This window comes from Trinickia dabaoshanensis, from assembly GCF_002879885.1.
Taxonomy (GTDB): Bacteria; Pseudomonadota; Gammaproteobacteria; order Burkholderiales; family Burkholderiaceae; genus Trinickia; species Trinickia dabaoshanensis.
In genome coordinates this window covers 70884-95832 of the sequence record NZ_PNYA01000018.1, presented here as the reverse complement: position 1 = coordinate 95832, position 24949 = coordinate 70884, and the positions used below count along the sequence as shown (strand labels likewise).

Below are 24949 nucleotides of genomic sequence, written 5' to 3'. Positions count from 1 at the left end.
CGCGCTCATTGCATACGGAGGCCGTATGAAGTTTATGTTGACGTTATTGCTTTGCCTTTCCGCCACGATCTCGGAGGCTGCGGGCATCAAGTTCGCCGAGATTCCCGCCAGCGCCGAGGGTCCCGCATTGAAGGTGGCAATTTGGACGCCGTGTGCGTTCGCCGCGGAAGCGATGACGCTCGGACCCTACGTCATGAAAGCGCGGCCCGATTGTCCGACCGCCGGTGAACACCTTCCGTTGGTCGTGATTTCACATGGTCACGGCGGATCGCTGCTCAATCATTACGATCTGGCTCAAACGCTGGCCGACTCAGGATATGTTGTCGCGGCAATCAATCATCCGGGCGATAACTTTTCGGACCTGAGCCGTACCGCCGACGAGTCGGTTTTCATCGAGCGCCCGAAGGACATCAAACGCTTGATCGATTACATGCTCGGCGCGGCGCCGGACGCATCGAAGATCGACCGGGAGAAGATCGGCTTTTTCGGGTTTTCTCGTGGCGGCTACACAGGGTTGGTGTTGGCCGGCGGCAATCCCGACTTCCTCCACGCGAATGTCCCTTGCCCCGACCCAACGCTCCCGGTTTGCCGGCAATTGCGGCATAAGCAGGTTCCTCGCGAACCGCTGACCCACGATTCACGGATCAAGGTCTTCGTTCTAGCAGACCCGCTGGACGAGTTTCCGAGTGCGAAGACTTTGAAAGACGTCAAAGCGCCGATTCAGCTCTGGGCCTCTCAGTTCGGCGGCGGCGGCGTGCTGCCCGAAACGATGCCGGCGCTTGCCCGCGCGCTTCCGGCTGAGCCCGATTACCACTTGGTGGCCGAGGCGGGACATTTTGCGTTTCTTCCCCCGTGCACCCCACAACACGCGAAGGCTTCGCCGAACTTGTGCGTCGATGCGAAAACCTTCGATCGCGTCACTTTCCATCAGGCGTTCGACGAAGAGGTGCTGAAGTTTTTCGACGTGCATCTGCGCTAAACCTAAGTGGGAAAAGACGTCGAACCGTGACAGGCGGGGCGCGCTCGCCCCGTTACGAGCTGCGTTCCGCTCACGGCCCCGCGCCGCCTCCGTCAGTAAAAATGCCGCCAAATATTGACGACATTTTTATGCCGCGCGGCAATAGTTTTTCGGCATCTTTGCGTGCGATTTGCTGCAATGTCACTATCGACAACGACCGGTGAGGCAGCCAAGTGCTCAAGCTCATGATCCCCGTACTTTACGGCGGTGGCGCCCCCGAAGCCGCGCGGCACGCAGCCTTTCTGTTCGCCGAGCGGTGTGTATCGGAGGTCGAACTGATCGAGGTACTCGACGATGCAAATCAAGGGCGCGCGGCCGCATTCCATTCCCCCGGAGACTTACGGCGCAGAGAGATGTGGTCGGTGCGTGACGCACTGACGACTACCCGGGCGATCTTGGAAGATGCCGGCGTACCTTATACGTTCAAGCGCGTATTCGGGCCTGCGGAGCGCACCATCGCGGAGCATGCGGCAAGCGATCACGCCGACATCGTCGTGCTCGACGCGGGACGACTCGGCTTTTTTCGAAGATGGGGAACGTTCGCGCGATTGTGGCGGTTATGCTCGAAGCCTGTCACGATGATTCATTGAGACCGGACCTTCCAGGTCGATCCACGCCGGGATGCGTGCAACGCGTATGAGCGCTTCCCCGGGCCGGGCCTAGGGCGCCGTCGACTCTTCTTGGTAGACTTGCGCTTCGAGCAAGTCAACGGGGGAGCACGTGAGCCTCGAGGAATACTACAAGCGGCTGGAACTGCCGGGCACTGCCACGCCGGCGGACGTCAAGCGCGCGTACCGGCGGCTCAGAGCGAAGTACCATCCGGATCGCAATAAAGGGCGCGAAGCAACGGTCGAACCGGTATTCAAGCGCATCCAAGAGGCATTCGAAATCCTTATCGGCGAACGAAAGGCGCCGGTTTCGGTCACGGCGCAGCCGGCGCGTGCGGCGACACCGACGCCCAAGCCTCCCCCCAGACCCGCGCCGCAGTGGACCTGGGCGTGGGGTCAGACGTCGGAAGAGAGCCGCGCTGAAACGGAGCCGCCGCCGCGTAACCCTCGCAGCGGGCCGCCTCTGCGAGGGGCCAATTGCCTGACGGAGCTGTTCGTGCCGCTGGAGGCCGCGATCCATGGCGGCGACGTGGAGGTCAGCTACGAGGTGCAAGGCGTCTGCGGGCAATGCCACGGTCACGCGCGCGGACGTTGCCCCGTGTGCTTCGGCAAGGGCGTCGTGTCCTATCGCAAGTGCGAGACGATCAAGGTCGAACCGGGAGCTTGGGATGGGCAACGTATCGTCGTCGAGGGGGCCGGGCACCCGGGGACCAACGGCGGTGCGGCCGGCGATGCGATTTTTACGATCGTGATCGTCTGCAGTTCGGCTTTCCGGCGCGACGGATTGAGTGTCGCCTGCGATATCGAGGTGGACTTCGTCACGGCCATGCTCGGCGGAAGTTACGAAGTGAACGTGCTGGGACGCGCATTGCCTATCTCGATCGAGCCGAACTCCGGTGCGGGCACGGCGATCCGGTTACGTGGACAGGGGCTGTCGGACCGCCACGGCACGCGAGGCGACTTGACGTTGCGCATCGCGCTCGCCATGCCGGCCGCCGCCGCACACCTCACCGAACAAGAGCGCGATACGTTGCGCGCGCTATTCGCGGCGGCACAGCGCCGGGTCACATGAACTCCCGCCGGACGGAAGGCGAAACAAGCTATGTGTTCGTCAGCGTCCCCTCCGACGTGGACTGGGCTCGCCGAACCGTCCTTGAATTGGCCGAGCGCGAGCGTTTCACGCCTAAGCGGGCCGGTGCCTTGGCGACCGCCGTCACTGAAATCGCGCGCAATATCGTCGTGCATGCGGGGAGGGGCCGCATATCGTTCGCGCCTGTCACCGACGGGGCGCGGCGGGGGATTGTCGCCGTGGCGAGCGATGAAGGGCCCGGCATTCCCGACATCGAGCGCGCGATGCAAGATGGATTTTCCACCCAGGGCAGTCTCGGCTTAGGGCTTTCGGGCGCGAAGCGCCTCGTCGATGAATTCGAAATCGAATCTCTCGCCGGCACCGGCGTGAAGGTTGTGTTGACGCAGTGGAATGAAGACGATCCTTTCGAAGAATGACGCGCAGCTCATCGTGCGTCCTTGGTTTCGATAGAGGCGAGCGGAAAAATCGCCGTCAATACGAATCCCGCCCCGGGCTGCGTCAGGATACGAATTTCTCCGCCGAGCAGCGTCGCGCGTTCGCGCATGCCGAGCAGACCGAACGAATGGCGGCCTTTCGATCCATCGTGTACCGCGCCGCGTCCGTTGTCGGCGATGCGTACGATGCAATGCGGGTCTTCTCGCAAGAATTCCAATACCACCTCGGTCGCGCCCGAATGGCGCGCGACGTTGGTCAACGCTTCCTGTACGATCCGGAACATCTCGATACGGCATTCGCGATTGAACGCGATCGTGCCCGCTTCGATGCGGCGAACGACGCGAATGCGGTAGCGCGCCGAAAATTCGTCGATCAAGTTTTCGATCGCGGGAATCAATCCCAAATCCTCGAGAATGACGGGATGCAAGTCGGCTGCGATGTGCCGAACGGATCGAACGAGTTCGTCGATCATCGCGTAGATGCCGCCTAGCGCCTCTTTCGGCGGCCATGGCTTTTTGCCGTCGGCGCGATAGTCCAACATCGATGTCGCCATTTTCAACGCTGTCAATTGCTGACCTAGATCGTCGTGAAGTTCGCGGGCGATCCGCGCTTTCTCTTCTTCTCTCACGTGCTGAACGTGCGCGGACAAGCGCCGCATTTCTTCGCGCGAAGCGTGCAATGCTTCTTCGTTGCGTTTGCGATCGGTGATGTCGAGAATCCAGCCAACCATGCGATAGGGCACGCCGTTCTCATTCCACATCGCTTGACCCTGAGCGTGCACCCAGCGCAGTTCGCCGAGCTTCGTGCGGATGCGGTATTCGACGTCGTAGACACGTCGCTCATCTAAGTGCGACTGCAACGATTGCGTGATTCTCTCCAGGTCTTGCACCTCGATGGCCTGGAGATGCGCTTGACGTTCGTTGGGCAATTCGCTGTCGTCATAGCCCATGATCCGCTTGAAGTGCGGCGAGAAATAGATCTCATCGGTTTGCGGATTCCAATCCCAAAGCCCCGCCATTGCGCCGCTGACCGCTAATTGAAAGCGTTCTTCGCTGGCGGCGAGCGCGGCGCGATAGCCTTCGATGGACAGCTCGAACGGCGCGAGAAGCTCGTTGAAAAAGGTGCTCGCGGCCTCCAGCAAGCGTGCCCGATCGGCAGCCGGGGCCGGCAGGACGAACGCATCGAGTGCGGCGCGGTGCAAGGCCGCCATATCGAGCAGGCCCATTGCGTCGATCATTGCTTGCCGCCCGAGTTCGTAGGCCTGGGCGAAGCCGGCCTCGCTTTCTCGTTCGAGGTAAGCACGTAGGGCGCTGAGGTATTCGGCACGCAGTACGCTGAGCGGCGTGGTCATGGCGGCGCCCCAACGTAACGGGCGACCAGGACATGCGCATCGTCCGTTCCCTTGGCGTATCGCGCCAAAATCGACTCGGCGATTTCTTGCACGCCGAATTGCATGGTGATGCCTTTGCCAAACGAGCTTTGAATACCGTCGGTCGCCATCACGAGCGTGTCTCCGCGCGCCACGGGATGGCGCTCCACGCGTAGCGACGGCAGGCGGTAGCCCACCACGCCGCCGCGCGCGGCGATCGCTTCGTCGCGCAACGAGGCACTCGGGCCGGCGCGGATGAGCAGGCTATCGACGTTGCCGACCCCTGCCCAGGTCATCGATGCATCGCATGCGTCGAACCATGCCACGCTCATCACGGCACCGCGCGTCTTGCGTAGCGCCTCATGGCATCGTTGCACGAGTTCGGTCAACGATGCACCCGCGTGCGCCTCCATGACCGGCATTGCGGCGCTGACCGCCTTCGCCGCATCCGGTCCGTGCCCGAGGCCGTCGAGCAGCGCGACGAGCGCACCATGTTCGTGCTCGACGACGGCGTGCATATCGCCGGAGACGTGCTCGAGCGCGCGGCCGGCCCATCCCCATTCGATGACCGAGCGCCCCGGCGAGACGACAGCCTTCATCGCACCCACCTCTTCATGCGTACGGTGGTGCCTTTCCCCACGACGGACGTGAGTTGGAATTCGTCCATGATGCGTTTCGTGCCCGGCAGTCCTACGCCGAGGCTTTTGGCCGTCGAATATCCATCGCGCATCGCGAGTTCGATGTCGGGGATGCCGGGGCCCTCGTCCTCGGCCACGATTGAAATCCCGATGCGCCCGCCATCGTCGATCCGGCATAGGATGACTTCGCCTCGGTGCGCATAGCTGACGATGTTGCGTGCGATCTCCGAAATCGCGAGGGCGATGATCGTGCGATCGGTATTCGAAAACCCCACGTCGGCGGCCAATTCGCGCCCCTTTTGGCGTGCGACGACGACATCCGACTCGCGCTCGATCGGCACGCGAATTTCAGTTGTCATGATCCTCGCTCCTGCTCGCGCTCTTGTCATCGCTACTGCAATTGCGCAGGTAGTCGAGGCCTTCGTCCAAGTCGAGCGCCGTCGCCACGTCCTCGAGATCAAGACCCAATTGCACCATCGCGAACGCGACTTCGGGCTGAATGCCGACGACAACCGTCGTGGCCCCGCGCAGCTTCGCCACATACGCAATGCCGCGTAGCGTTCGCGTGGCGAACGAATCGAGGACGTCGAGCGCCGTCACGTCGATGACGACCCCGCGGCTTCGGAATCGCCCGACCTTCTCCGCGAAATCGTCGCGCAGTTCGATCAGGTCCTGATCCGAGAGTGCCGACTGAATGGTCGTGATGAGTACGTCGCCGAGCTTGAGGATGGGAACGGACACTGTTTCAACTCGCCACGTTGGCGAGCGCGGGCGCCGGCTCGCCGGGTATCACTCGATAGCCGAGATTGCGCTCGGCCAGCTCGATGCCGCCTTGCAGATCGCCGACCGTATCGAGGCCGCCAAGCTCGATGCCGAGCGCGACGAGCGACTGCGCCACCGGCGCGGAGATGCCGGTCACGATGACCTTCGCGCCCATCAGGCGCGCGGCCGTGACCGTTTGCAGGATGTGGTTCGCGACCCGTGAGTCGATCGTCGCGACGCCCGTGATGTCCATCACGACCATCTTCGCGCGGTTGGACCGTATCGCCTCCAGCAAGCTCTCGGTAATGAGGCGCGCGCGGTAGGTATCGATCACGCCGATGATGGGCAATAGCAACAAGCGATCGCGCAATTGCAGCACCGGCGTGGAGAGTTCGCGTATGGCGTCTTGCTGTTGACGAATGATCCGCTCGCGCTCGAAAACGAGTACGTCGACGATGAGGCCGAGGTCGAAGAAAGCGACCTTCTTCAACGACATGAACGCTTCAAATGCATCGACCGGCGCGCGATTGGCGTGCCGCACGATCTGGGTGCCGATATGCCGGAGCAGGTTCAGAAAGGCGCCGAGAAAGACGCGCGTGTCGAGCCCCGCTGCCGCGTACAGAAGCCCCAATTCGATTCGTTGCTCGACGTATCGCTCCCCGTAGTCGCCGGATACGAGACCGCGCAAATGTTCGAGCTTCAGTTGCCGCGCTCTTTCCGCAAGAGCGCGATTCTCGATCAAAGGACGCGCCTCCTCGAGCTTCGCTAAATGGTCGAAGAAGGCCGCTGCGTAGTCGTCCAACTCCCGCAACACGACGTCTTTGATGGTCTCGATTCGCTCCAAATCGACCGGGGTGAGCCCGACGATCTGTTTGCGGCGCTCGATCGCACCGCTCGTCAGCCCCATTTGATGCATCAAGGCGAGCGATTCGCGTGAGTCTGCGTGGCCTGGCATGCGCACCTCCTCGGTTGCCACCGGAGCGAGATACGCCCCTGAGCACACATCGGATTGGGGGTTCTGACACGGCTCGCCGGCAGCGCTTGGCCTACCGGCGGCACACCGCGCCGCCATGAAGACGGCGGTCCGGTATGCCATGCGAATACATTTCACGCCACGACGGCGATGACGGTTAGCGGTATGCGTTTTAGCCGAATCGCACCCATTCAACCCGATAATTGGGCAATTGATCGAAGTATAGACACGGGTGACGAACTGGCAAGGTTGATGCCCGCGACCATCGAAACCATCCGCTCATCGCTTCCTCGGTCCCGTCGACTCGCGCACGATCAACTCGGGCGCGCGGACCACGTAACGCTCCTGCGTCGGCGCGGTGCCTTCCACCATCTCCAGTGCCAGGGCGACCGAGCGCGCGGCGATGTCCGCCGTGGGCAACCTGATCGTCGTCAATGCGGGACGAAACTGATGCGCAAGGGTAATGTCGGTGAGGCCGATCACGGAAAGGTCGTCCGGCACGCGCTTGCCGAGATCCGCGGCGGCTTGCATCGCCCCGATCGCCATCAAATCGTTCGTCGCGAAGATGGCCGTCACCGCGGGCTTGCCGCGCATGAGTTGCATGGCGCCTTCGTATCCGCTTTCGATCGAATCGTGCGACTGAACGACGGCTAGCGACTTCTCCGGGTGGCCATGCGCCGCGAGCGCGGCGGCGAAGCCGTCGAGCCGGATCGTTTGAGGGCCACCGGAGCCCGCACCGACGAGCGCGCCGAACTTGCGATGCCCGAGCCCCGATAAATGCGCCGCGGCCAGCGCGCCCGCCGCGGCGAAATCCACCGTGACGCAGGGCAGCGCGAGCGAGGCTTGCACGTGCTCCCACATGCAAAGGACGACGGCGATGCCCTTGCGCGCAATGTCTGTCAACTCCCGCTCGCCGAGGTCGGTATTCATGACGATGACCCCCGAGGCAAGCGAACCGGCGATTTGGTCCAAATACGCGCGCGTGATGGCGGGATCGTCGTCGGTATTGCAGACGAGCAGAAAATAACCGCGTTTGCGCGCTTCCCGTTCGGCCGCCAATACGAACTCGGGATAGAACGGATTCGTGATGTTCGACAGCATCAACGCAAGGGTCGAGGTACGCCCTCGTGCCAATGCGCGCGCGGTGAGATTGGGCCGGTATCCGAGTTCGCGGATCGCCGCCATCACCCGCTCGACGGTTTCCGGTTTCACTTTCTGCGGATTGCGCAATACGTTCGAGACGGTTGCGCCCGTGACTTTCGCGCGTCGCGCGACTTCGGCCAGCGTCACCACAAACTGTTTCCCCCGACTTCAAACGACGAAAAGCGCCGGCGCGGCGGCGCAAAATGCGCGCATTGTTCAAATGCTGGGACGGTTTCCCAAACGTTGCGCAACCTCGATCGATTGCGCTACGTTCCATCCCATCGAGACAGCATTGCATAACAGCGGAGACGACATGGTACGAGCATATGGGCGGTTTTGGCGACAGAAATTTAAGCGCTTAAATTCGTTTGTCACCGGCGCAACGTCTGCGCAGCGGAGGGGCTGATGGCGTCTATTTCGTTGCGGCATGTTTCGAAGCAGTACGGGCAGCACGCGCCTGTGCTGCGCGAAGTCAACTTGGATATTGCGCAGCATGAGTTCTGTGTGTTTCTGGGACCGTCGGGCTGCGGCAAGTCCACGCTGTTGCGCATCATCGCGGGCCTCGAGGACTTGACCACCGGTGAATTGTGCATCGCGGGCGAGCGGATGAACGAGACGCCGCCGGCAGAGCGTGGCGTCGCCATGGTGTTTCAAAGCTATGCGCTGTTTCCGCATATGTCGGTGTTCGAGAACATGGGTTTCGGCTTGCGCATCGCTCGTGTGCCTAAAGACGAGATCCGCCGCCGTGTAGTGGAGGCGGCCCGCGTGCTGCAACTCGAGGCATTGCTTGCGCGCAAGCCGCGAGAACTCTCGGGCGGCCAGCGCCAGCGCGTGGCGATCGGGCGTGCCATCGTGCGCGAGCCGAAAGTGTTTCTTTTCGACGAGCCGCTGTCGAATCTCGACGCGGCATTGCGCGGCCAAACGCGCATCGAAATCGCGCGCCTCCATAGCCGTTTTCGCGAGGCGAGTTCGGTGTACGTCACGCACGATCAAGTCGAGGCGATGACGCTCGCCGACAAAATCGTCCTGCTGCGCGCCGGAGAGGAAGTCGCCCGCTCGGGCAGCATCGCGCAGATCGGCGCGCCGCTCGATCTCTATCATCGGCCCGCGAGCTTGTTCGTGGCGGGCTTTATCGGATCGCCCCGGATGAACTTTCTCCCCGCCACGATCGAATCGGCCGGCGACGATTGGGTCGGACTTCGATTGAACGATAGCGACGAACGCTTGATGCTGCCGGGGAACGCAATGAATCTACCGCTTGCGGCCGGGCAGCCCGTCACGTTGGGCATTCGCCCTGAGCACCTTTCGGCTGCGCCCGAGGTCGACGTGGCGGCGCGCAGGCGATCGATCGTGCGCACGGTGCAACTCGTCGAGCAACTGGGCGAGGCGGCCTACGTCCACCTCGATCAACCCGGCGGCGCGCCGTTGCTGGCCAAGGCGCAGGGCACCTGCGCGCTGCACCCCGGCGATCGGCAGGCGTTTCACTTGACCGACGGCGCTTGGCACTTATTCGACGAAACAGGCAATGCAATCGAACTCGCTCGTACGCGCGACGCGCTGATGACCGCATAGCAAACCGCCGCAGCAAACGGTCGGCTGACCGACCCCAAGACCAACGAAAGGAGACAGAGATGAAGTTACCCGTTCGCATGCTCGCGCTCGCTTGCATGACTTGTGCAACCTTCGCCGCAGTATCCAACGCGCAGGCCGGAACGCTGAACGTCACGGTATCGGCGCGAGGCAATCAGCGTTCGACGTGGCAAAACGCGTTCGACGAATTCAAGAAGGCCAATCCGGATGTGGATTTGAAAGTCAGCTACGTGGGCGAGGAGGCTTACAAGGTGCAGATGTCGGGCTGGCTTGCGACAGATCCGCCCGACGTGCTCAGTTGGCACAACGGCGAGCGCATGGCCTATTTCGCCAAGCGCGGGTTGCTGGCGGATTTGACGCCGGATTGGCAGAAGAACGGCTGGAATCAGACGTATGCCTCGGTCAAGAGTTCGTCGACGTATGCGGGCAAGCAGTACAGCGTGCCGCTCGGCACCGACGCGTACGGTTTCTTCTACCGAAAGGACTTGTTTCAAAAGGCCGGTATTACCTCTGAGCCCACGACTTGGGCGCAACTGCTGGACGACTGCAAGAAGCTGAAGGCAGCAGGCATTGCTCCGATTGCCGTTCCCGCGCGCGATGCATGGACGTTGGCCGCGTGGTTCGATTATCTGGACTTGCGCGTGAACGGCTATGCGTTCCACCAACAATTGATGGCCGGCGACGTGGCTTATACGGACCCCCGCGTCAAGCGCGTGTACGAAACGTGGAAGACGCTGATCGACGACAAGTATTTCATCGATAACGCGCTGTCGTACGACGTCGATTCGACCAGTCCGCTGCTCGTCAACGGGCAAGCCGCGATGCTGTTGATGGGGACGTTCTTTTCGGCGGGCCTGCCGCCGGCAACCCGTAGTGAGATGGGTTACTTCCGCTTTCCGATCATCGATGCTTCGATTCCTGTCGCCGAAGACGGCCCCGTCAACGTATTGATCATGCCGGCCAAGGCGAAGAACAAGGCCGATGCGCGGCGCTTGCTGGCCTTCATGGGACAGCCGGAAATCAACGGCGAACTCGCGAAAGGCTGGGGGCAATTGCCGTCGAACAACCGGGCGGCCGAGCCGCAGGACCCCATCTCGAAGGTGGGTTTTCATACGCTGTCGAGCACCACGGGGGGCATCGCCCAGTTTTACGACCGCGATATGACCAAGGAAATGGCGGACGAGGGGATGAAGGCGATGCAGCAGTTCTACTCCGACCCGAGCCAACTCGATTCGATCTTGCAACACCTCGAGGCCACACGTAAGCGCATCTATAAGAAGTAGGCTTAGCGAGCGATCGGGGGAGGGCGCGGCTGTCCCCCGTCCAATTTTGTCGGAGTACGAATCAATGTCGATTTCCGTAACTCAGCGATCGTTGCGAAGAGGCGCGCGCGCGGCGGCGAAAAAGCCGATGCCGCTCGGCGAGCGACGGACGCGGGCCGCACTGCTTTTCTTGCTGCCGGGACTGGTGCTGTTCTCCGTGTTCGTCATCTATCCGATCTTGAGCAGTATCTGGCTCAGTTTCCATCATTGGGACGGGATGACGGATAAGACGTTTGCCGGCCTCGATAACTATCGGGAGATGTTTGCCTCCGATACGTTCTATGTCGCGCTGAAGAACAATCTGATTTGGCTCGTGCTATTCCTGCTCGCGCCGCCCGCCGGGTTGGCGCTTGCGTTGTACCTGAATCAGAACGTATTCGGCATTCGGCTCGTGAAGTCGCTGTTCTTCGCACCGTTCGTGTTGCCGGGCGTCGTCGTCGGACTCGTGTTCTCGTGGTTCTACGATCCGACGTTCGGTTTGTTGAAGCTGATCGTGGGGCACGGCATTCCCGTGCTCGGTGACCCACACTACGTTACGTACGGCATCATTTTCGCCGCGCTTTGGCCGCAGATTCCCTTTTGCATGATCCTCTACCTGACCGGGCTCACGGGAATCAATCCGGAAATTATCGAGGCGGCGCGCATGGAAGGGGCACGCGGCGCGGCGCTTTTATGGCATGTGATCTTGCCGCAGCTACGTCCAGCCACGTTCATGGCGGTCGTATTGACCGTCATCGGCGCATTGCGCAGCTTCGATCTCATCTCCGTGATGAGCGGCGGCGGCCCGTTCGATAGCTCGACCGTGCTTGCCTACTTCATGTACGACCAAGCGATCAAGTATTACCGCGAAGGCTATTCGGCCGCCATCGCCGTCGTGCTGTTCGCCATCATGCTCGTTTATATCGCTTGGCAACTGCGGCGCCTCGTGCGCAACGAGTCGTAAGGAGTTTCGCAATGTATCCCATGCCCGTTCAGCGGTGGCGTCCCATACCGAGGGCGATCTACCGCGTCTCTTTGCCGTTCGCGCTGTTGCTGTGGCTCGTCCCGTTGCTTGCCGTTCTCGTCACGTCGGTGCGCTCGAGCGACGAACTCTTGGCCGGCGATTACTGGGGATGGCCGAAGCATTTCGCGCTCGTGGCGAACTACGGCACTGCGCTCACGCAGACGCCGATGCTCCATTACTTTTGGAATAGCTGCGCGATCACGTTGCCCGCGGTTGCGGTCTCGATCTTCCTCGCCTCGATGGCAGGGCATGCGCTGGCCAATTACCGTTTCCGGGGCAACGCCGCGTTGCTCGGTTTGTTCGTGGCGGGAAACTTCGTACCGATCCAGATCTTGATGATCCCGGTGCGCGAATTGATGGCGAGCCTCAATCTCTATAACACCGTGGGTGCCCTCATCGTCTTTCACGCGGCTTTTCAAACGGGATTTTGCACACTCTTCCTGCGCAACTTCATCCGCGAACTGCCCTATGAGCTGATCGAGGCCGCGCGTATCGAAGGTGCGAGCGAATGGGCGATCTACATGCGCGTGGTGCTTCCGCTCGTGCGGCCGGCGCTCGCGGCGTTGGCGATTCTCGTCTTCACCTTCGTCTGGAACGACTACTTCTGGGCGCTGTGCCTCACGCAGGGCGATGACGCCGCGCCGATCACCGTCGGCGTGGCCGCGCTCAAGGGGCAATGGACGACGGCTTGGAATCTCGTCTCGGCCGGCTCCGTGCTGGCGGCGTTGCCCTCGGTGGCCATGTTCTTCGCCATGCAAAAGCATTTCGTTGCCGGTCTGACTTTCGGCGCCACGAAAGGCTGATCGACAGGCCGGGCTGATCGGCACCCAACCACTTCAACACAAGCGGGTGCGCGCAGCGATCACGCGCGTGCCCACGGCTACGTAATCGAGGAATCTTCAATGCGGCTTGGCGTTTGTTATTACCCGGAGCACTGGCCCGAGAGTCAATGGGAAAGCGATGCGCGGCGCATGGCGCAAATGGGCATCTCGCGCGTACGGATCGCCGAATTCGCGTGGTCGCGCATCGAGCCAGAGCCGGGCCGATACGATTGGGCGTGGCTCGATCGCGCCGTGGATACGCTTGCCCGCCATGCGCTCGAGGTCGTCATCGGCACACCCACGGCTTCGCCGCCGAAATGGCTAGTTGACACGCATCCTGACATGCTTCCCGTGTTGAAAGACGGCAGCGCGATGCAATTCGGCTCCCGCCGGCATTACGATATTTCGAGTCCCGCCTACCGCGAACACTGCGCGCGTATCGTCGAAGCGATGACGCGGCGTTATGGTGAACACCCAGCGGTGGTCGCCTGGCAGACCGACAACGAATTCGGTTGTCACAACACGTTGCCGAGTTATACCGATGCGGCGTTGTCGCGTTTTCGTGGCTGGCTTGCCGCGCGTTACGAAACGATCGAGGCGCTGAATGCAGCCTGGGGCAACGTATTTTGGAGCATGGAATACCGTGGCTTCGACGAGATCGAATTGCCGCATCGCACGCCCACCGACCCGAATCCCTCGCACGTCCTCGATTTTCGGCGCTTCCAATCGGATGAAGTAGGCAGCTTTCATCGGTTGCAAGCCGATTTGATTCGAAAGCATTCGCCGGGACGCGACGTGTTGCACAATTTCATGGGCTTTTATGCCGCATTCGATCACTACGCGTTTGCGCGGCACGGGCTCGACGTCGCGGCATGGGATAGCTACCCGGTGCCACGCACCGAGGTGCTGCCGCTGCCTGAGGCGGATAAACACCGGTGGGCCCGCACGGGTCATCCCGATGTGTCGGCGTTCAGTCACGACTTATACCGCGGTGTCGGCAAGGGCCGCATGTGGGTGATGGAACAGCAAGCCGGGCCGGTGAATTGGGCGCCATGGAATCCCATTCCGCGGGACGGTATGGTTCGGCTTTGGACATGGGAGGCGTTCGCGCATGGCGCCGAACTCGTTTCCTATTTCCGCTGGCGGCAGTGTCCCTTCGCGCAGGAGCAAATGCATTCGGGGCTGAACGCGCCCGACGATCGGCTCTCTCCGGGCGGCGAGGAAGTGTCGCGGGTCGGCGGCGAGTTGCGCGCGATGCAGGCCTGGGCAAAGGCGCCGATGCGTAGCAAGCGCGCATCGGTCGCGTTGTTGTTCGACTACGAAGCCGACTGGGTTATCGAAACGCAGCGGCATGGGGCCGACTTCGACTATCAACACTTCGCGTTCGAGTGGTACAGCGCGTTGCGCGAACTGGGGCTCGACGTCGATATCGTGTCTGCCCGGGACGACGTGGATGGGTATCGGCTCGTGGTGGCGCCCACCTTGCCGATCTTGCCCGATAGCGTGGTCGATCAGATCGAGCGAGGGGCGAATCATTGGGTGTTCGGGCCGCGGACGGGCTCGAAATCGGATACGTTGGCGATCGTCGAACACCTGCCGCCCGGGAAGTTGAAGTCGGTATTGCCTGCGCGCGTCGTCGAAGTGGAGTCGCTACGGCCATCGCTTCGACCGACACTGCGCTTGGACGGCATCGAGGGCGAGGCGGTAAGATGGCGCGAGCATGTGCAACCGGGCGCCGGTACCGACGTATTGGCTCGGTTCGACGACGGTTCACCGGCAATGCTTCGCCGCGAACGTGTGACGTACATGACCGCCTGTTTCGATCGCGTGTTGCTTGTAGCCGCACTGGCCAAATGCGTTGGCGATGCCGGAATCGACGCGACGCCGTTGCCGGAAGGCTTGCGGCTGCGCAGGTGCGGGGCGTTGCGTTTTGCCGTCAATTACGGCGATCGGGAACGGAAAGTGCCTGCGCCGGATGGGGCGCGCTTCGTGCTGGGCGGCCCGCTCGTGGGCCCCATCGATGTCGCCGCCTGGATCGAAGAAGACTGAACGGTGCATACACGTTTCACCGAACTTGTCCGCACGGCGCACTTCGTGCCGCTTGCCGTCGCGACGCTGATGCTCGGCGTCGCGTTGTCCTTTACCGCCCCGTATTTATCGTTATTCGGGATTGAAGAGGCTTCGATGTCGCCGTTGCGGCTCGGCGTCTTCATGACGCTCGTTTCGGCAAGCGGCGTGTGCGCGAGTACGGCGGCGGGACGCTGGTCGGATCGCCGCGGACGCCATCGCGGGCTCTTGATCGCGTCGCTCGTCGTTGCGATGCTCGGCTATGCGAGCTTGGGCTTCGTGCGAGGCTATACGGCGCTCATGGTGGTCGGTGCGGTTTTGCTGGGCCCGGGCGCGGCAGCGCTCTCGCAAATATTCGCATTCGGCCGCGCCGCATTGCGAATCGAAGATCCCGCGCAGAGCGAGTTCGCTTCGGCCACCTTACGTACGCTGCTGTCCGCCGCGTGGGTGTTCGGCCCCGCGGTGGGGGCGTTGGTGTTGGCCCAAACGGGTTTCAAGGGACTGTTCGCGTTTGCGGCGGCGAGCTTCGGCGCCAGCGCGGTGATTGCGTTGCGCATCGCCGAAACGCACGCGGGCTCGCAGGACGAGGCCGCGGTCGTTGCCGCGCCGGCTGCTGGCTCCGCGCCGAGTGCGATCAACGCGGACATATCGAATCAAGCGTTCGCGGCCTACGCGCGCCATGCGATTCCGCGCATCTTGATCGCACTCGGCTTGATCGGACTTACCGCCAACGCGACGATGATCCTGCTGCCGCTGTACCTGCTTCATGCGCTGCACGGCACGCGCCTGACCGTATCGGCAGCGCTCGGTATGGGGGCATTGCTTGAAATCCCGATGATGCTTTGGCTCGGCGGCATGTCGTCGAGACTACGCAAGCCGAGGTGGCTGGGCGCATCGGCGGCCGTGCATGCGGCATACTTTCTTGCGCTGGCGGCGGTGTCTCATGCCTGGGCGGTGGTGCCGCTACAAGCACTTTCCGCGACCGTGGTCGCGATCACGTCTTGCTTGGGTATGACCTATATCCAGGATTTGATGCCCGGTGAGACCGGCGCCGCGACAGCGCTCTTTTTCAACGCCTCGCGCGTCGGGTCGATTCTATCGGGCGTGTTGTCCGGAACCATCGTCGGTGCATTCGGATATCGCGCGGCGTTCCTGCTATGCGCGGCGCTGGCGGTTTGCGCGTTTGCATTACTCTCGTTCGACGGCCTGCGGTTCAAAAGGGCAAACGCGCGCGCCGCGGTGCGGCGCGCGTGAGTCCGATTCAACGCCGGCGCAATGCATCCAGCGATGCAAGTGCATTGCCATGGAAATCGAACAGTGTGTTGTTGTCCCACTGATCGCCCGCACCGGTTTTCCAACCGACGCCCGGCACCGGCGTCCATTCGGGCTCCCACCAGAACACGCCTTTTCCGCGCTCGCCCGGCACCGCTTTGACGAGATCGACCAAAGCGCCGATGAATTGGGCTTGCCCTTCGGGTGTGGGCGGATAGGCAACCGAGCCCGTGTTCGTCATCGCGTTCGGTTCCGAGTCGCCGTCGCTCGTCGTCCAGGGGTAAGCGGTTTCCACGACCATGATGTCCTTGCCGTAGCGTGCCGCGAGATCGTTCATGTTCGAGCTGAGATCGGCGAGCGCGCCTTGCCATTGCGGGTAGTACGACAGCCCGATGACGTCGAACGCGACGCCGCGCTGTACGGCATTGTCGAACCACCAACGGCTCGTGGCATTGTTGCCGCCGCTGTCCAGATGGAGCATGACCTTGGTCCGCTCATCGACGGATTTCACCGCATCGTGTCCGGCTTTCAGTAGTGCTGCGAGGTTGTCCCACTGATCGTATTTGCCGAGCGGCCAAAGCATGCCGCCCGTGATTTCGTTGCCGACTTGAACCCATTCCGGCCTCACGCCTTGCGCGCGCAGCATCCGCAATACGTCGGCCGTGTACGTGGAGAGGAGGTTGCACGTTTCGCTCAAGCTCAAACCGGCCCACGCATGCGGCGGATATTGCTTGCCGGGGTCGGCCCACCAGTCGCTGTAATGGAAGTCGATGAGCACCCGCATTCCCAACGCGGCGGCCCGGCGAGCGAGCACGCACACATGTCGCGCGTTGTTATATCCGGCCGCGGGGCTTTGATTCGCGGGGAAAAAGTCGGGGTTGCCCGGATCGTTCCAGACTTTGATGCGAATCGAGTCCACACCGTGGCTGCGCAGAATGTGTAGGCAGTCTCGAGCGACACCATGGTCAAAATAGCGGGCGCCGTGATCCTCGAGTTCGAGCAGCGTCGATACGTCGGCGCCCATGGCGAACCGCCCGCTGCCGCGGGCCGGCACGCCCGTGTCCGCGGCATTCGCAGGTTGGGGGAATCCCGCGCCCATGCTCGCCGCGGCGGTCGATGCCATCCATGCCAGTACAGATCGTCTCTTCATCTGAGTGCCTCCTGGTTTGCTGTTTTTAGACTGCTTCGGCGAGCGGGGCGACCATCGGATTTAAGCGCTTAAATTTCGGAGCGAACAGACGAGCCCATACGTCCCTCGGAGCGAAGGAATCCTAAACGTCGAGGTGGTGCGTGCCGTTGCCGAAGCAGTGGTGCGAGCCTATCAAAGCGTATCGCGCGATGCAAAAGGCTCGGCATTTGTCCAATATGTGGTTTGGCTCCGGCAGCCGGGCACGCGTGCCGAACGAACGGCCCCGCGCGTTAGGTCACCGGTACGCCGCGATGAGCGGTGAGTAGCGATGAGATGACCTCGGGCAGCGTCGTTTTGCCGAAGCGGCGTTCTGTCTTGCGCGTGTCCTCGACCTCGATTTCGCCGGCGTTGTGGGCGTCGTACAAGTCGGCAACCAGGCTCGCATGCTTCTCGGTCAGTCCCGCGCGCAGCAACGCGGCCGGCCATTCGCTTCGGGGCAGTGCGAAAGGCGTGACCGTCTTGTTGCCGACCTCGCTCAGGACCTGCGCGACATACGCAGCGCTGATTCGCTCGGGACCTTCGATACTGACGATCCTCGGCAAACCTGATTGGGGCTCATCGAGCAAAAGTTCGGCCGCCGCCAGGCCGACATCGTGCGCGGATACCGTCGGAAACAATTTGGTTAGAGGATGATGCAGGCTCGGGAGGATGCCGCATTGCAAAACGGTGGGTAACGCGCGCCCCCAGTTCTGCATGTGCTCGGCCGAGCGCAGGAGCGTCAGACGTCCAGCGAGCGAACGCAGTTGCGTCTCGAGATAGTGGAAGAGCAAGGTGATCCCCGTGCCTTCGCTCAGTTCGGCGCCGTAATCGGACAACGCCAATACATGAATGCCGGGGGCACTAGCCAACGCATCGGCGGCGACATCCACCATGTTGCGCATCGTCGATTCGGGATCGACATCGGCTGCGGGGATCGGACACAAGATTTGCACGGCACGTGCGCCGTTGATGGCGGTGCGCACGGACGCGGAGTCGGTGAGATCGGCCACGACCGCCTCGCAGCCGATCGTGGCGAAACGCTCCGCCTGACGTTCGTTGCGGACTACCGCGCGAACGGGGTGCCCGGCTTTGCGCAAGGCGGCCACCGTTGTGCTGCCGACGTTCCCCGATGCACCGAAAATGACGAACATGCTTTGCTCCTCCTTGGCGTGTATGGGCGCATGCTACGTTCCGGCCGGGGCAAAGGCGATCAGGAGAGGATAGAAAAAAGCGGAAACGGATGATTGATTGCGCGCTTCGCCGCACGAACTTTTTCGCCATCCATTAGACTCGCCGAAGCGATAACGCGCGAACTCCTTGGGATTGGACGCCATGAACGCTTCAACTTCACGTGCCATGCTGGGCGACGGTACCCGGACAAGCTTGCTCTCGAGCCAGGGCCGGGGATGGCAAGGATTCGGGGCGGAAGTATTCGCCATTTCCGCGGGCACGCACCGAATGCCGGCGTTCGAACAGCATCGCATCGGTGTGCATATCGGCAAGCCGGTACGAGCGAACTGTATCTGCGACGGCAAGCGGCATGCACGGGTGCAAGCACACGGAGATGCCGATGTCGTGCCCGCCGGCATGACAGGGGAATGGGCGGATGAGGCCGATTGCACCGTCCTGAGCGTGTGGATAGACGATGCGTTCGCCGGATCGATCTATGAGCAATTGGAACTGAAGCATGCTCGCGCGGGTTTTCCAATGCGGCTACAAATGCGCGACCCCCGATTTCAGCATTTGGCGTGGGGTTTGCATGCGGAACTGCAAGCCGAGGATGCATCTGATTCCCTTTTCGCCGAAAGTCTTTGCACGGGAATGCTCGTCCGATTGCTGGGCACCGTGCCTGCCCTCGAGCGCAAGCGTCGCGCGCTAACGCCGAAAGCCGCGGCACGCGTGGCCGATTTCATCGATAGCGGCCTAGACCGACGATTGACGCTGGCGGAATTGGCGGCGCTCCTCGATATGAGCATCCCGCACTTCAAAGTATTGTTTCGCGAGACATTCGGCGTGCCGGCCCATCGTTATGTCGTGCAGCGGCGCGTCGAGCGCGCGAAGGCATTGCTATTGACGGGGGCGTGTGACGCCGCGCAAGTGGCCGCCGAGACGGGGTTTTCGCATCAAAGTCATATGGCGTATTGGATGCGCAGAATTCTCGGCGCGAGTCCGCGTGAGTTGACGATGAAATCGAAGCCGCGCGGCGTGTGACGGCTTTGGGACTGGCCGTCTATATTTGCCGGCATGCCGGCCTGTGCGGGAACGGAGTATGCGCGCGGCGGTAATATGGCTGACACCGCCCGTCGGTGATAATGACTGAGTTTCGGGCCGCTAAAGGGGCGGGCCGCCGGACATCTTCGTCTTCAGGGAGTATGTGATGGATAAGCCGGACTCGAGATCCGATGCGCAGTTCTTTGCCGAGCGGCAGCGCCGCTTTGAAGAAGAGCTCGTCGACGCATACGACGAAGAACTCGAAATGGAGGTGGACGACCGAATCCTGGACGGTTCCGATGCGTTCACGCCTGAGGCGCGCGCTCTGCGCCGGCATTATTTCCGAGAGTTGTTCCGGTTGCAAGGCGAGCTCGTGAAGTTGCAGGACTGGATCGTCGAAACGGGCCACCGGCTCGTCGTGATTTTCGAGGGCCGCGATGCGGCGGGTAAGGGTGGCGCGATCAAGCGGATTACGCAGCGCCTCAATCCGCGCGTCTGCCGGGTGGCCGCATTGCCCGCGCCGAGCAATCGCGAGCGCACGCAATGGTATTTTCAACGCTATGTGGCCCATCTTCCCGCGGGCGGCGAGATGGTGCTTTTCGATCGCAGTTGGTATAACCGCGCCGGAGTGGAACGGGTGATGGGCTTTTGCTCGGATGACGAGTACGAGGAGTTCTTCCGCTCGGTGCCCGAATTCGAAAAGATGCTTGTCAGAAGCGGCATCCAGATCGTCAAATACTGGTTCTCGATTACCGACGAAGAGCAGGAGATTCGTTTCCAGGCGCGCATTCACGATCCGCTCAAGCAATGGAAGTTGAGCCCCATGGATCTTGAAAGCCGGCGCCGCTGGGAGGCTTATACGCAGGCGAAGGAAGTCATGTTGCAGCGGTCGCACCATAGCGATGCGCCATGGTGGGTGGTGCAGGCAGTCGATAAGAAACGGGCGCGTTTAAATTGCATCCATCATCTGTTGAGCCAGGTGCCTTATCGCGAGGTGGAGCATCCCGTGATTCAGTTGCCGGAACGCGTGCATAACGAAGACTACATTCGTCAACCGGTGCCGGGCAGTATGATCGTCCCCGAGCTTTATTGACCGCTCCGCGCATCGAGGACGAAAGTCGCGGCGCGTTGCGAGCGTCGGCGAGGCTAAGACGGGGCGAGACTTCTGGAGAGTGAACGATGGCAAGTTTCGTGCAATGGGTTCCCGAATCGGGAGTCGGAGCTGAACACCTTGTCTTTACCTCCGGCGCACAGGGTTTCGCCGCTCAAGCCGTCGTGGTAGGTCACCGGTTCGGCAAACCTTATGGCGCATCTTACCGGATCGAGATTGCGCCGGACTGGTCCGTGCGTAGGGTGTCCATCGCGCTGACCGACGGCGGCACCTTGGAACTGCACTCGGACGGAATGGGCCGATGGCTTAACGAGCAGCAGCAGCCCATCTCCGCGCTAGATGGCTGTATCGACGTCGATCTTTCATGCACGCCCTTCACGAATACATTGCCGATTCGCCGACTTGGCCTGCCCGCAGGACAGCGGCAACTCATTCGCGTTGCCTACGTCGCCATCCCGTCGCTCACGGTTGAGCCTGTCGATCAGGCATACACCTGTATCGAGCTCAACCGTAAGTACCTTTATGAAGGGATATTCCGGAAATTTCAAGCGGAGCTTTCGGTCGATGCCGACGGTTTCGTAGAGGACTATCCATCGCTGTTTAAGCGCGCAGTTTGACCGCGGGGACAATCTCCGCGATGCGTTCCTCAGTCCTCAGCCCCCGCGTAAGCCGCCTTCAATGCGGCGACATCGAACTTATTCATTTGCATCATGGCCTTGGCGACACGTGCCGACTTGACGGGATCGGGATCCGACATCATTGAAATCAGGTCGTCGGGCACGATTTGCCAGGAGACGCCAAACCGATCCCTGAGCCAGCCGCAGTTGTCATAGGCGCCGCCGCCCTCGACGAGCTTTTCCCAGTAACGGTCGAGTTCCTGCTGGTCGGCGCAGTTGACCATAAACGATATCGAGTGATTGAACGATTCGCCGCCTTCGTGGCTCATGGCGATGAAAGGCTGGCCAAACAGCAGGAATTGCACGACCTTGGTCGAGCCCGCAACGGGCACCGGCGTCACGCGAACGACGCGCGAATCGGGAAAGACGCTCGCATAAAACGCCGCGGCCTCCTCGGCTTGGGTGGAATACCAAAGAAACGGCGTGATTTTCTGGATCGACATGGAGAAGCTCCTTCATGTTGACGAAGTGAAAGCTGCGGCGAGGGCCGTCATCGATACGACGAACGTAGCGTATCGAAATCGACATCGCATTTGCTAGCGGGAAGCGCTCCGAAGGACCCCATCCAAGCCGAAGCATTCAAACATCCGTTTGACTGCCGCTTGAATCGGGGCCACGTCGTGCTGTCCCCTACGGCTTGTAGTAGGTCGGCGCATTTGTGGGTGGATCGTCATTGTTCCTAAGATATGAGAACTATCGCATTTTCTAAGCGACGATCTTAGGAGGCCAACAAACGATGAACGAACCGCCTCGTTTGCAAACATGTCCGCGCCACCGCCTCGAATGCCGGATCGCCGGCGCTGCGTGGTGGAAACGCGGGTTGACATTCGCGGTGCTCGCATTCGCCGGCTGCACGGCATTGCCACCGCAGCAGCAGGGCGCGGCACCGCAAAGCGCCCCGCAAACTCAATGCGTCGGCGCAATAGAGCAGCCGTATGGCCTGACTCCCATAAGCGATCCGGCGTTGCTCGACGGCACGGTACAGCCTCCCGGAAAGGGCGGCTTATGCATGGGGCAGGCTTATCAAGTCACGCAGCCGCTTACGGTCTACCGGGTATGGGACTCGAGCAAGCCCTGGGGCGAATTCGGAAAATGGTGGAGCTTTACTCCGCCGGCAGGGCCGCGCGACGCCTATCGCGTAGCCAATGAGATCTGCCCGAGTTGGAGTGCGCTGGATCGGGTAACGCAATGCCGATTGAAGGTAGGCTCGGAAATCGTCATTGGGACCGGACAGAGCGCCACGTGCGATCCCAAGGACAACGCCAGCTATCCGCCCTCCGCTCAGATACAAGTGTTCGTGCCGAACGACAACTCGAACCCCGGCAAACAACTGATCTTCGATTGCGTTGCGCAAGCAGCGTGGCCGTGATTCGCCCTATCGTCGACCGGGCCTGACACATTGTCGGAACGAGCGTGTTTCTCTAGACTGCGATTCATTGCCGCCATTGGCCGGGAGAAGTGCGATGTCACGCAACGACGACGAGACGTTTTGGCACAACGCTAGCCGGCACCTGGTTCGGTATGGCGGCAAATTCGAGCCGATGATCATCGAGCGAGCGCAAGGCAGCTTCGTCTATGACGCGGACGGCCGGGCGATTCTCGATTTCACGTCGGGGCAAATGAGCGCGGTGCTCGGCCATAGCCATCCGGATATCGTCTCTGTCGTCAGTGAGTACGCCGGTAAACTCGACCACTTATTCAGTGGGATGCTTTCGCGTCCCGTTGTCGATTTGGCGACGCGTTTAGCCGAAATCACGCCAGCCGGCCTTGATCGCGCGTTGCTGCTCAGCACGGGCGCCGAGTCGAACGAAGCGGCCCTCCGGATGGCGAAGCTCGTCACGGGAAAATACGAAGTCGTCGGCTTCGCGCAGTCTTGGCACGGGATGACGGGGGCAGCGGCCTCGGCGACCTATAGCGCTGGACGCAAAGGCGTGGGGCCGGCAGCCGTCGGTTCTTTTGCGATTCCCGCGCCGTTCACGTATCGGCCGCGTTTCGAACGTGCTGGCCAATACGATTACTTGGCGGAATTGGATTACGCATTCGATCTGATCGATCGCCAGTCCAGCGGCAACCTTGCCGCGTTTATCGCCGAGCCGATTTTGAGTTCCGGCGGCATCATCGAATTGCCGCTGGGCTATATGGCCGCACTCAAGCGCAAATGCGAGGAGCGCGGCATGCTGTTGATCCTCGACGAAGCGCAAACGGGCGTGGGGCGCACCGGGACGATGTTCGCCTGTCAACGCGACGGCGTGACGCCGGACATCCTCACATTATCGAAGACGCTGGGCGCGGGGCTACCGCTCGCGGCGATGATCACCTCGGCGTCGATCGAAGAGCGGGCGCACGAATTGGGGTACCTGTTCTACACGACGCACGTGTCCGATCCGCTTCCCGCCGCGGTTGGCTTACGCGTACTCGACGTGGTGGAGCGCGACGGTCTCGTCGCACGGGCCAATGTGATGGGCGATCGTCTCAGACGAGGGCTGTTGGATTTGATGGAGCGTTTCGAATGTATCGGCGACGTTCGCGGAAGAGGGCTGCTGCTGGGCATGGAGATCGTCAAGGATCGCCGCACGAAGGAGCCCGCCGACGGGCTCGGCGCACAGATCACACGCGAATGCATGAAGCTCGGGCTCAGCATGAACATCGTGCAATTGCCCGGCATGGGCGGCGTCTTTCGAATCGCCCCGCCGTTGACGGTTAGCGAGGACGAAATCGACCTAGGCCTGGACTTGCTCGCGCAGGCCATCGAGCGGTCGTTGTGAAGGGTCGATTTCGATCGAATGTACGGCATGCGCGCATGCTTCCCTCACCCCTTCGTCGCCCCGAACGTCAACCCCGCAACGAAGTGTTTTTGCATGGCGAAGAACATCGCGACCGACGGCATCGCGGCCAGCACGGACCCTGCCGATACCAGATTCCACGCCGTCGTCCATTGACCCTTCAGCGCCGCAACGCCCACGGTGATCGGTGCCGCATCGTCGCCTTGGGTCAAACATAGCGCCCAGAAATAGTCGTTCCAGACGAACGTGAACACCAAGATCGCGAGTGCGGCGAGTGCCGGCCGAATCAGCGGCAGCACGATCTTGAAGAACACCGTCCATTCGTTGGCGCCTTCGATGCGCGCGGCCTCGATCAATTCGAACGGCAGTTGCTTGATGAAGTTGCGTAAAAACAGTGCGCAAAACCCGGTCTGAAACGAAAGATGAAAAAGAATCAACCCACCCACCGAGTTGTATAACCCGAGTCTCAAAGACAAGTCCCGCACGGGAATCATCAACACTTGGATCGGTACGAAGTTTCCCGCGACGAAGGTGGCAAATAGCGTCGAATTCCCCGGGAACCGATAGACCGCCAACGCGAAGCCGGCCATGGCAGCGAGCGCGATCGCGCCCGCGACGGAAGGCAGCGTGATCTGCACGCTGTTCCAAAAGTAATGCAGCATCGGCGACGTCGTCAGCGCTTCGCGATAGTTGTCGATGAGCGTGACGTGCTTGGGCCATCCCCAATAATTTCCTTCGCTGAGTTCTTCCGAAGACCTGACCGACGTAACGAGCACGGCAATCATCGGCAGCAGCCAAATCAGCAGCGCGACGGGCAGCGACAGCTTATAAGCGCGACGGGCCGCGGGCTTCCACTTCTCGACGGGCATGGGATACATGTTCGCGACT

General features: G+C 61.5%; 25 protein-coding genes. 15 read left to right on the top strand and 10 right to left on the bottom strand.

Features of this window, described 5'->3' with window-relative positions:
• Positions 1 to 25 precede the first annotated feature (25 nt).
• From C0Z18_RS19625 to C0Z18_RS19610, 4 genes are all read left to right on the top strand, one after another.
• Positions 26 to 979 carry an alpha/beta hydrolase family protein gene (locus C0Z18_RS19625; RefSeq protein WP_102647091.1) on the top strand — a complete coding sequence of 318 codons (954 nt, stop codon included), beginning with the start codon at positions 26 to 28 and terminating at the stop codon, positions 977 to 979.
• Positions 980 to 1203: 224 nt separating this feature from the next.
• Complete coding sequence (locus C0Z18_RS19620; RefSeq protein ID WP_102647145.1) at positions 1204 to 1608, top strand: universal stress protein; 405 nt, start codon at positions 1204 to 1206, stop codon at positions 1606 to 1608.
• Positions 1609 to 1738: 130 nt separating this feature from the next.
• Positions 1739 to 2698: a DnaJ C-terminal domain-containing protein gene (locus C0Z18_RS19615; protein WP_102647090.1), complete on the top strand. Its 960-nt coding sequence runs from the start codon at positions 1739 to 1741 to the stop codon at positions 2696 to 2698.
• Positions 2695 to 3132: an anti-sigma regulatory factor gene (locus tag C0Z18_RS19610; RefSeq protein ID WP_102647089.1), complete on the top strand. Its 438-nt coding sequence runs from the start codon at positions 2695 to 2697 to the stop codon at positions 3130 to 3132. Before C0Z18_RS19615 ends, C0Z18_RS19610 begins: the two co-directional genes overlap by 4 nt.
• An 8-nt stretch (positions 3133 to 3140) precedes the next feature.
• Here the strand turns inward: C0Z18_RS19610 and C0Z18_RS19605 are convergent, their stop codons facing one another.
• The 6 genes from C0Z18_RS19605 to C0Z18_RS19580 form a co-directional block, all read right to left on the bottom strand.
• A complete protein-coding gene (locus C0Z18_RS19605; RefSeq protein WP_102647088.1) occupies positions 3141 to 4502 on the bottom strand; it encodes a PAS domain-containing protein in 1362 nt (453 codons plus the stop codon).
• The gene (locus C0Z18_RS19600) at positions 4499 to 5119 is read right to left on the bottom strand and encodes a SpoIIE family protein phosphatase (protein WP_102647087.1); all 621 of its coding nucleotides are present in this window, start codon (positions 5117 to 5119) and stop codon (positions 4499 to 4501) included. The genes C0Z18_RS19605 and C0Z18_RS19600 overlap by 4 nt, the downstream gene beginning before the upstream one ends.
• Positions 5116 to 5517, bottom strand: coding sequence for an anti-sigma regulatory factor (locus C0Z18_RS19595; protein ID WP_102647086.1), 402 nt, complete (start codon positions 5515 to 5517; stop codon positions 5116 to 5118). Before C0Z18_RS19595 ends, C0Z18_RS19600 begins: the two co-directional genes overlap by 4 nt.
• Complete coding sequence (locus C0Z18_RS19590) at positions 5507 to 5899, bottom strand: STAS domain-containing protein (RefSeq protein ID WP_102647085.1); 393 nt, start codon at positions 5897 to 5899, stop codon at positions 5507 to 5509. The genes C0Z18_RS19595 and C0Z18_RS19590 overlap by 11 nt, the downstream gene beginning before the upstream one ends.
• Before the next feature lie 4 nt (positions 5900 to 5903).
• Positions 5904 to 6875 (bottom strand): protoglobin domain-containing protein, encoded by a 972-nt coding sequence (locus C0Z18_RS33225; RefSeq protein ID WP_199189496.1) that lies wholly within the window; start codon positions 6873 to 6875, stop codon positions 5904 to 5906.
• A 297-nt stretch (positions 6876 to 7172) separates the two neighbouring features.
• Positions 7173 to 8186 carry a LacI family DNA-binding transcriptional regulator gene (locus C0Z18_RS19580; protein ID WP_102647083.1) on the bottom strand — a complete coding sequence of 338 codons (1014 nt, stop codon included), beginning with the start codon at positions 8184 to 8186 and terminating at the stop codon, positions 7173 to 7175.
• Positions 8187 to 8441: 255 nt separating this feature from the next.
• On the opposite strand from C0Z18_RS19580, the gene C0Z18_RS19575 reads away from it, so the two are divergent.
• From C0Z18_RS19575 to C0Z18_RS19550, 6 genes are all read left to right on the top strand, one after another.
• Positions 8442 to 9608, top strand: coding sequence for an ABC transporter ATP-binding protein (locus C0Z18_RS19575; protein WP_102647082.1), 1167 nt, complete (start codon positions 8442 to 8444; stop codon positions 9606 to 9608).
• Between the two features lie 59 nt (positions 9609 to 9667).
• Entirely contained in the window at positions 9668 to 10909 is a 1242-nt protein-coding gene (locus C0Z18_RS19570; RefSeq protein WP_102647081.1) for an ABC transporter substrate-binding protein, read from the top strand.
• A 127-nt stretch (positions 10910 to 11036) separates the two neighbouring features.
• A complete protein-coding gene (locus C0Z18_RS19565; protein ID WP_408647074.1) occupies positions 11037 to 11891 on the top strand; it encodes a carbohydrate ABC transporter permease in 855 nt (284 codons plus the stop codon).
• Positions 11892 to 11902: 11 nt separating this feature from the next.
• Positions 11903 to 12754 (top strand): carbohydrate ABC transporter permease, encoded by an 852-nt coding sequence (locus C0Z18_RS19560; protein ID WP_102647079.1) that lies wholly within the window; start codon positions 11903 to 11905, stop codon positions 12752 to 12754.
• A 99-nt stretch (positions 12755 to 12853) separates the two neighbouring features.
• Positions 12854 to 14821, top strand: a complete 1968-nt coding sequence (locus C0Z18_RS19555) for a beta-galactosidase (protein ID WP_102647078.1) — start codon at positions 12854 to 12856, stop codon at positions 14819 to 14821.
• Positions 14822 to 14824: 3 nt separating this feature from the next.
• On the top strand, positions 14825 to 16093 hold the full coding sequence (locus C0Z18_RS19550) for an MFS transporter (RefSeq protein ID WP_233217396.1): 1269 nt from the start codon (positions 14825 to 14827) through the stop codon (positions 16091 to 16093).
• A gap of 7 nt (positions 16094 to 16100) precedes the next feature.
• On the opposite strand, the gene C0Z18_RS19545 is transcribed toward C0Z18_RS19550, so the two are convergent.
• Both C0Z18_RS19545 and C0Z18_RS19540 read right to left on the bottom strand, forming a co-directional pair.
• Positions 16101 to 17261 carry a glycoside hydrolase family 53 protein gene (locus tag C0Z18_RS19545; RefSeq protein WP_102647077.1) on the bottom strand — a complete coding sequence of 387 codons (1161 nt, stop codon included), beginning with the start codon at positions 17259 to 17261 and terminating at the stop codon, positions 16101 to 16103.
• Positions 17262 to 17530: 269 nt separating this feature from the next.
• The gene (locus C0Z18_RS19540; protein ID WP_102647076.1) at positions 17531 to 18430 is read right to left on the bottom strand and encodes an NmrA family NAD(P)-binding protein; all 900 of its coding nucleotides are present in this window, start codon (positions 18428 to 18430) and stop codon (positions 17531 to 17533) included.
• Between the two features lie 181 nt (positions 18431 to 18611).
• On the opposite strand from C0Z18_RS19540, the gene C0Z18_RS19535 reads away from it, so the two are divergent.
• From C0Z18_RS19535 to C0Z18_RS19525, 3 genes are all read left to right on the top strand, one after another.
• Positions 18612 to 19490 (top strand): helix-turn-helix domain-containing protein, encoded by an 879-nt coding sequence (locus C0Z18_RS19535; RefSeq protein WP_102647075.1) that lies wholly within the window; start codon positions 18612 to 18614, stop codon positions 19488 to 19490.
• 166 nt (positions 19491 to 19656) lie between these two features.
• A complete protein-coding gene (ppk2, locus tag C0Z18_RS19530; RefSeq protein WP_102647074.1) occupies positions 19657 to 20583 on the top strand; it encodes a polyphosphate kinase 2 in 927 nt (308 codons plus the stop codon).
• Between the two features lie 86 nt (positions 20584 to 20669).
• Positions 20670 to 21218 carry a putative glycolipid-binding domain-containing protein gene (locus tag C0Z18_RS19525; RefSeq protein ID WP_102647073.1) on the top strand — a complete coding sequence of 183 codons (549 nt, stop codon included), beginning with the start codon at positions 20670 to 20672 and terminating at the stop codon, positions 21216 to 21218.
• 29 nt (positions 21219 to 21247) lie between these two features.
• Here C0Z18_RS19525 and C0Z18_RS19520 read toward each other — a convergent pair whose 3' ends face one another.
• Positions 21248 to 21721, bottom strand: a complete 474-nt coding sequence (locus tag C0Z18_RS19520; protein ID WP_102647072.1) for a VOC family protein — start codon at positions 21719 to 21721, stop codon at positions 21248 to 21250.
• Between the two features lie 293 nt (positions 21722 to 22014).
• Here C0Z18_RS19520 and C0Z18_RS19515 point away from each other — a divergent pair, with 293 nt between their 5' ends.
• Both C0Z18_RS19515 and C0Z18_RS19510 read left to right on the top strand, forming a co-directional pair.
• Positions 22015 to 22647, top strand: a complete 633-nt coding sequence (locus C0Z18_RS19515; protein ID WP_102647071.1) for a hypothetical protein — start codon at positions 22015 to 22017, stop codon at positions 22645 to 22647.
• A gap of 94 nt (positions 22648 to 22741) precedes the next feature.
• Positions 22742 to 24043, top strand: a complete 1302-nt coding sequence (locus tag C0Z18_RS19510; RefSeq protein ID WP_102647070.1) for an aspartate aminotransferase family protein — start codon at positions 22742 to 22744, stop codon at positions 24041 to 24043.
• 44 nt (positions 24044 to 24087) lie between these two features.
• Here C0Z18_RS19510 and C0Z18_RS19505 read toward each other — a convergent pair whose 3' ends face one another.
• Positions 24088 to 24939 carry a carbohydrate ABC transporter permease gene (locus C0Z18_RS19505; protein ID WP_102647069.1) on the bottom strand — a complete coding sequence of 284 codons (852 nt, stop codon included), beginning with the start codon at positions 24937 to 24939 and terminating at the stop codon, positions 24088 to 24090.
• Positions 24940 to 24949 lie beyond the last annotated feature (10 nt).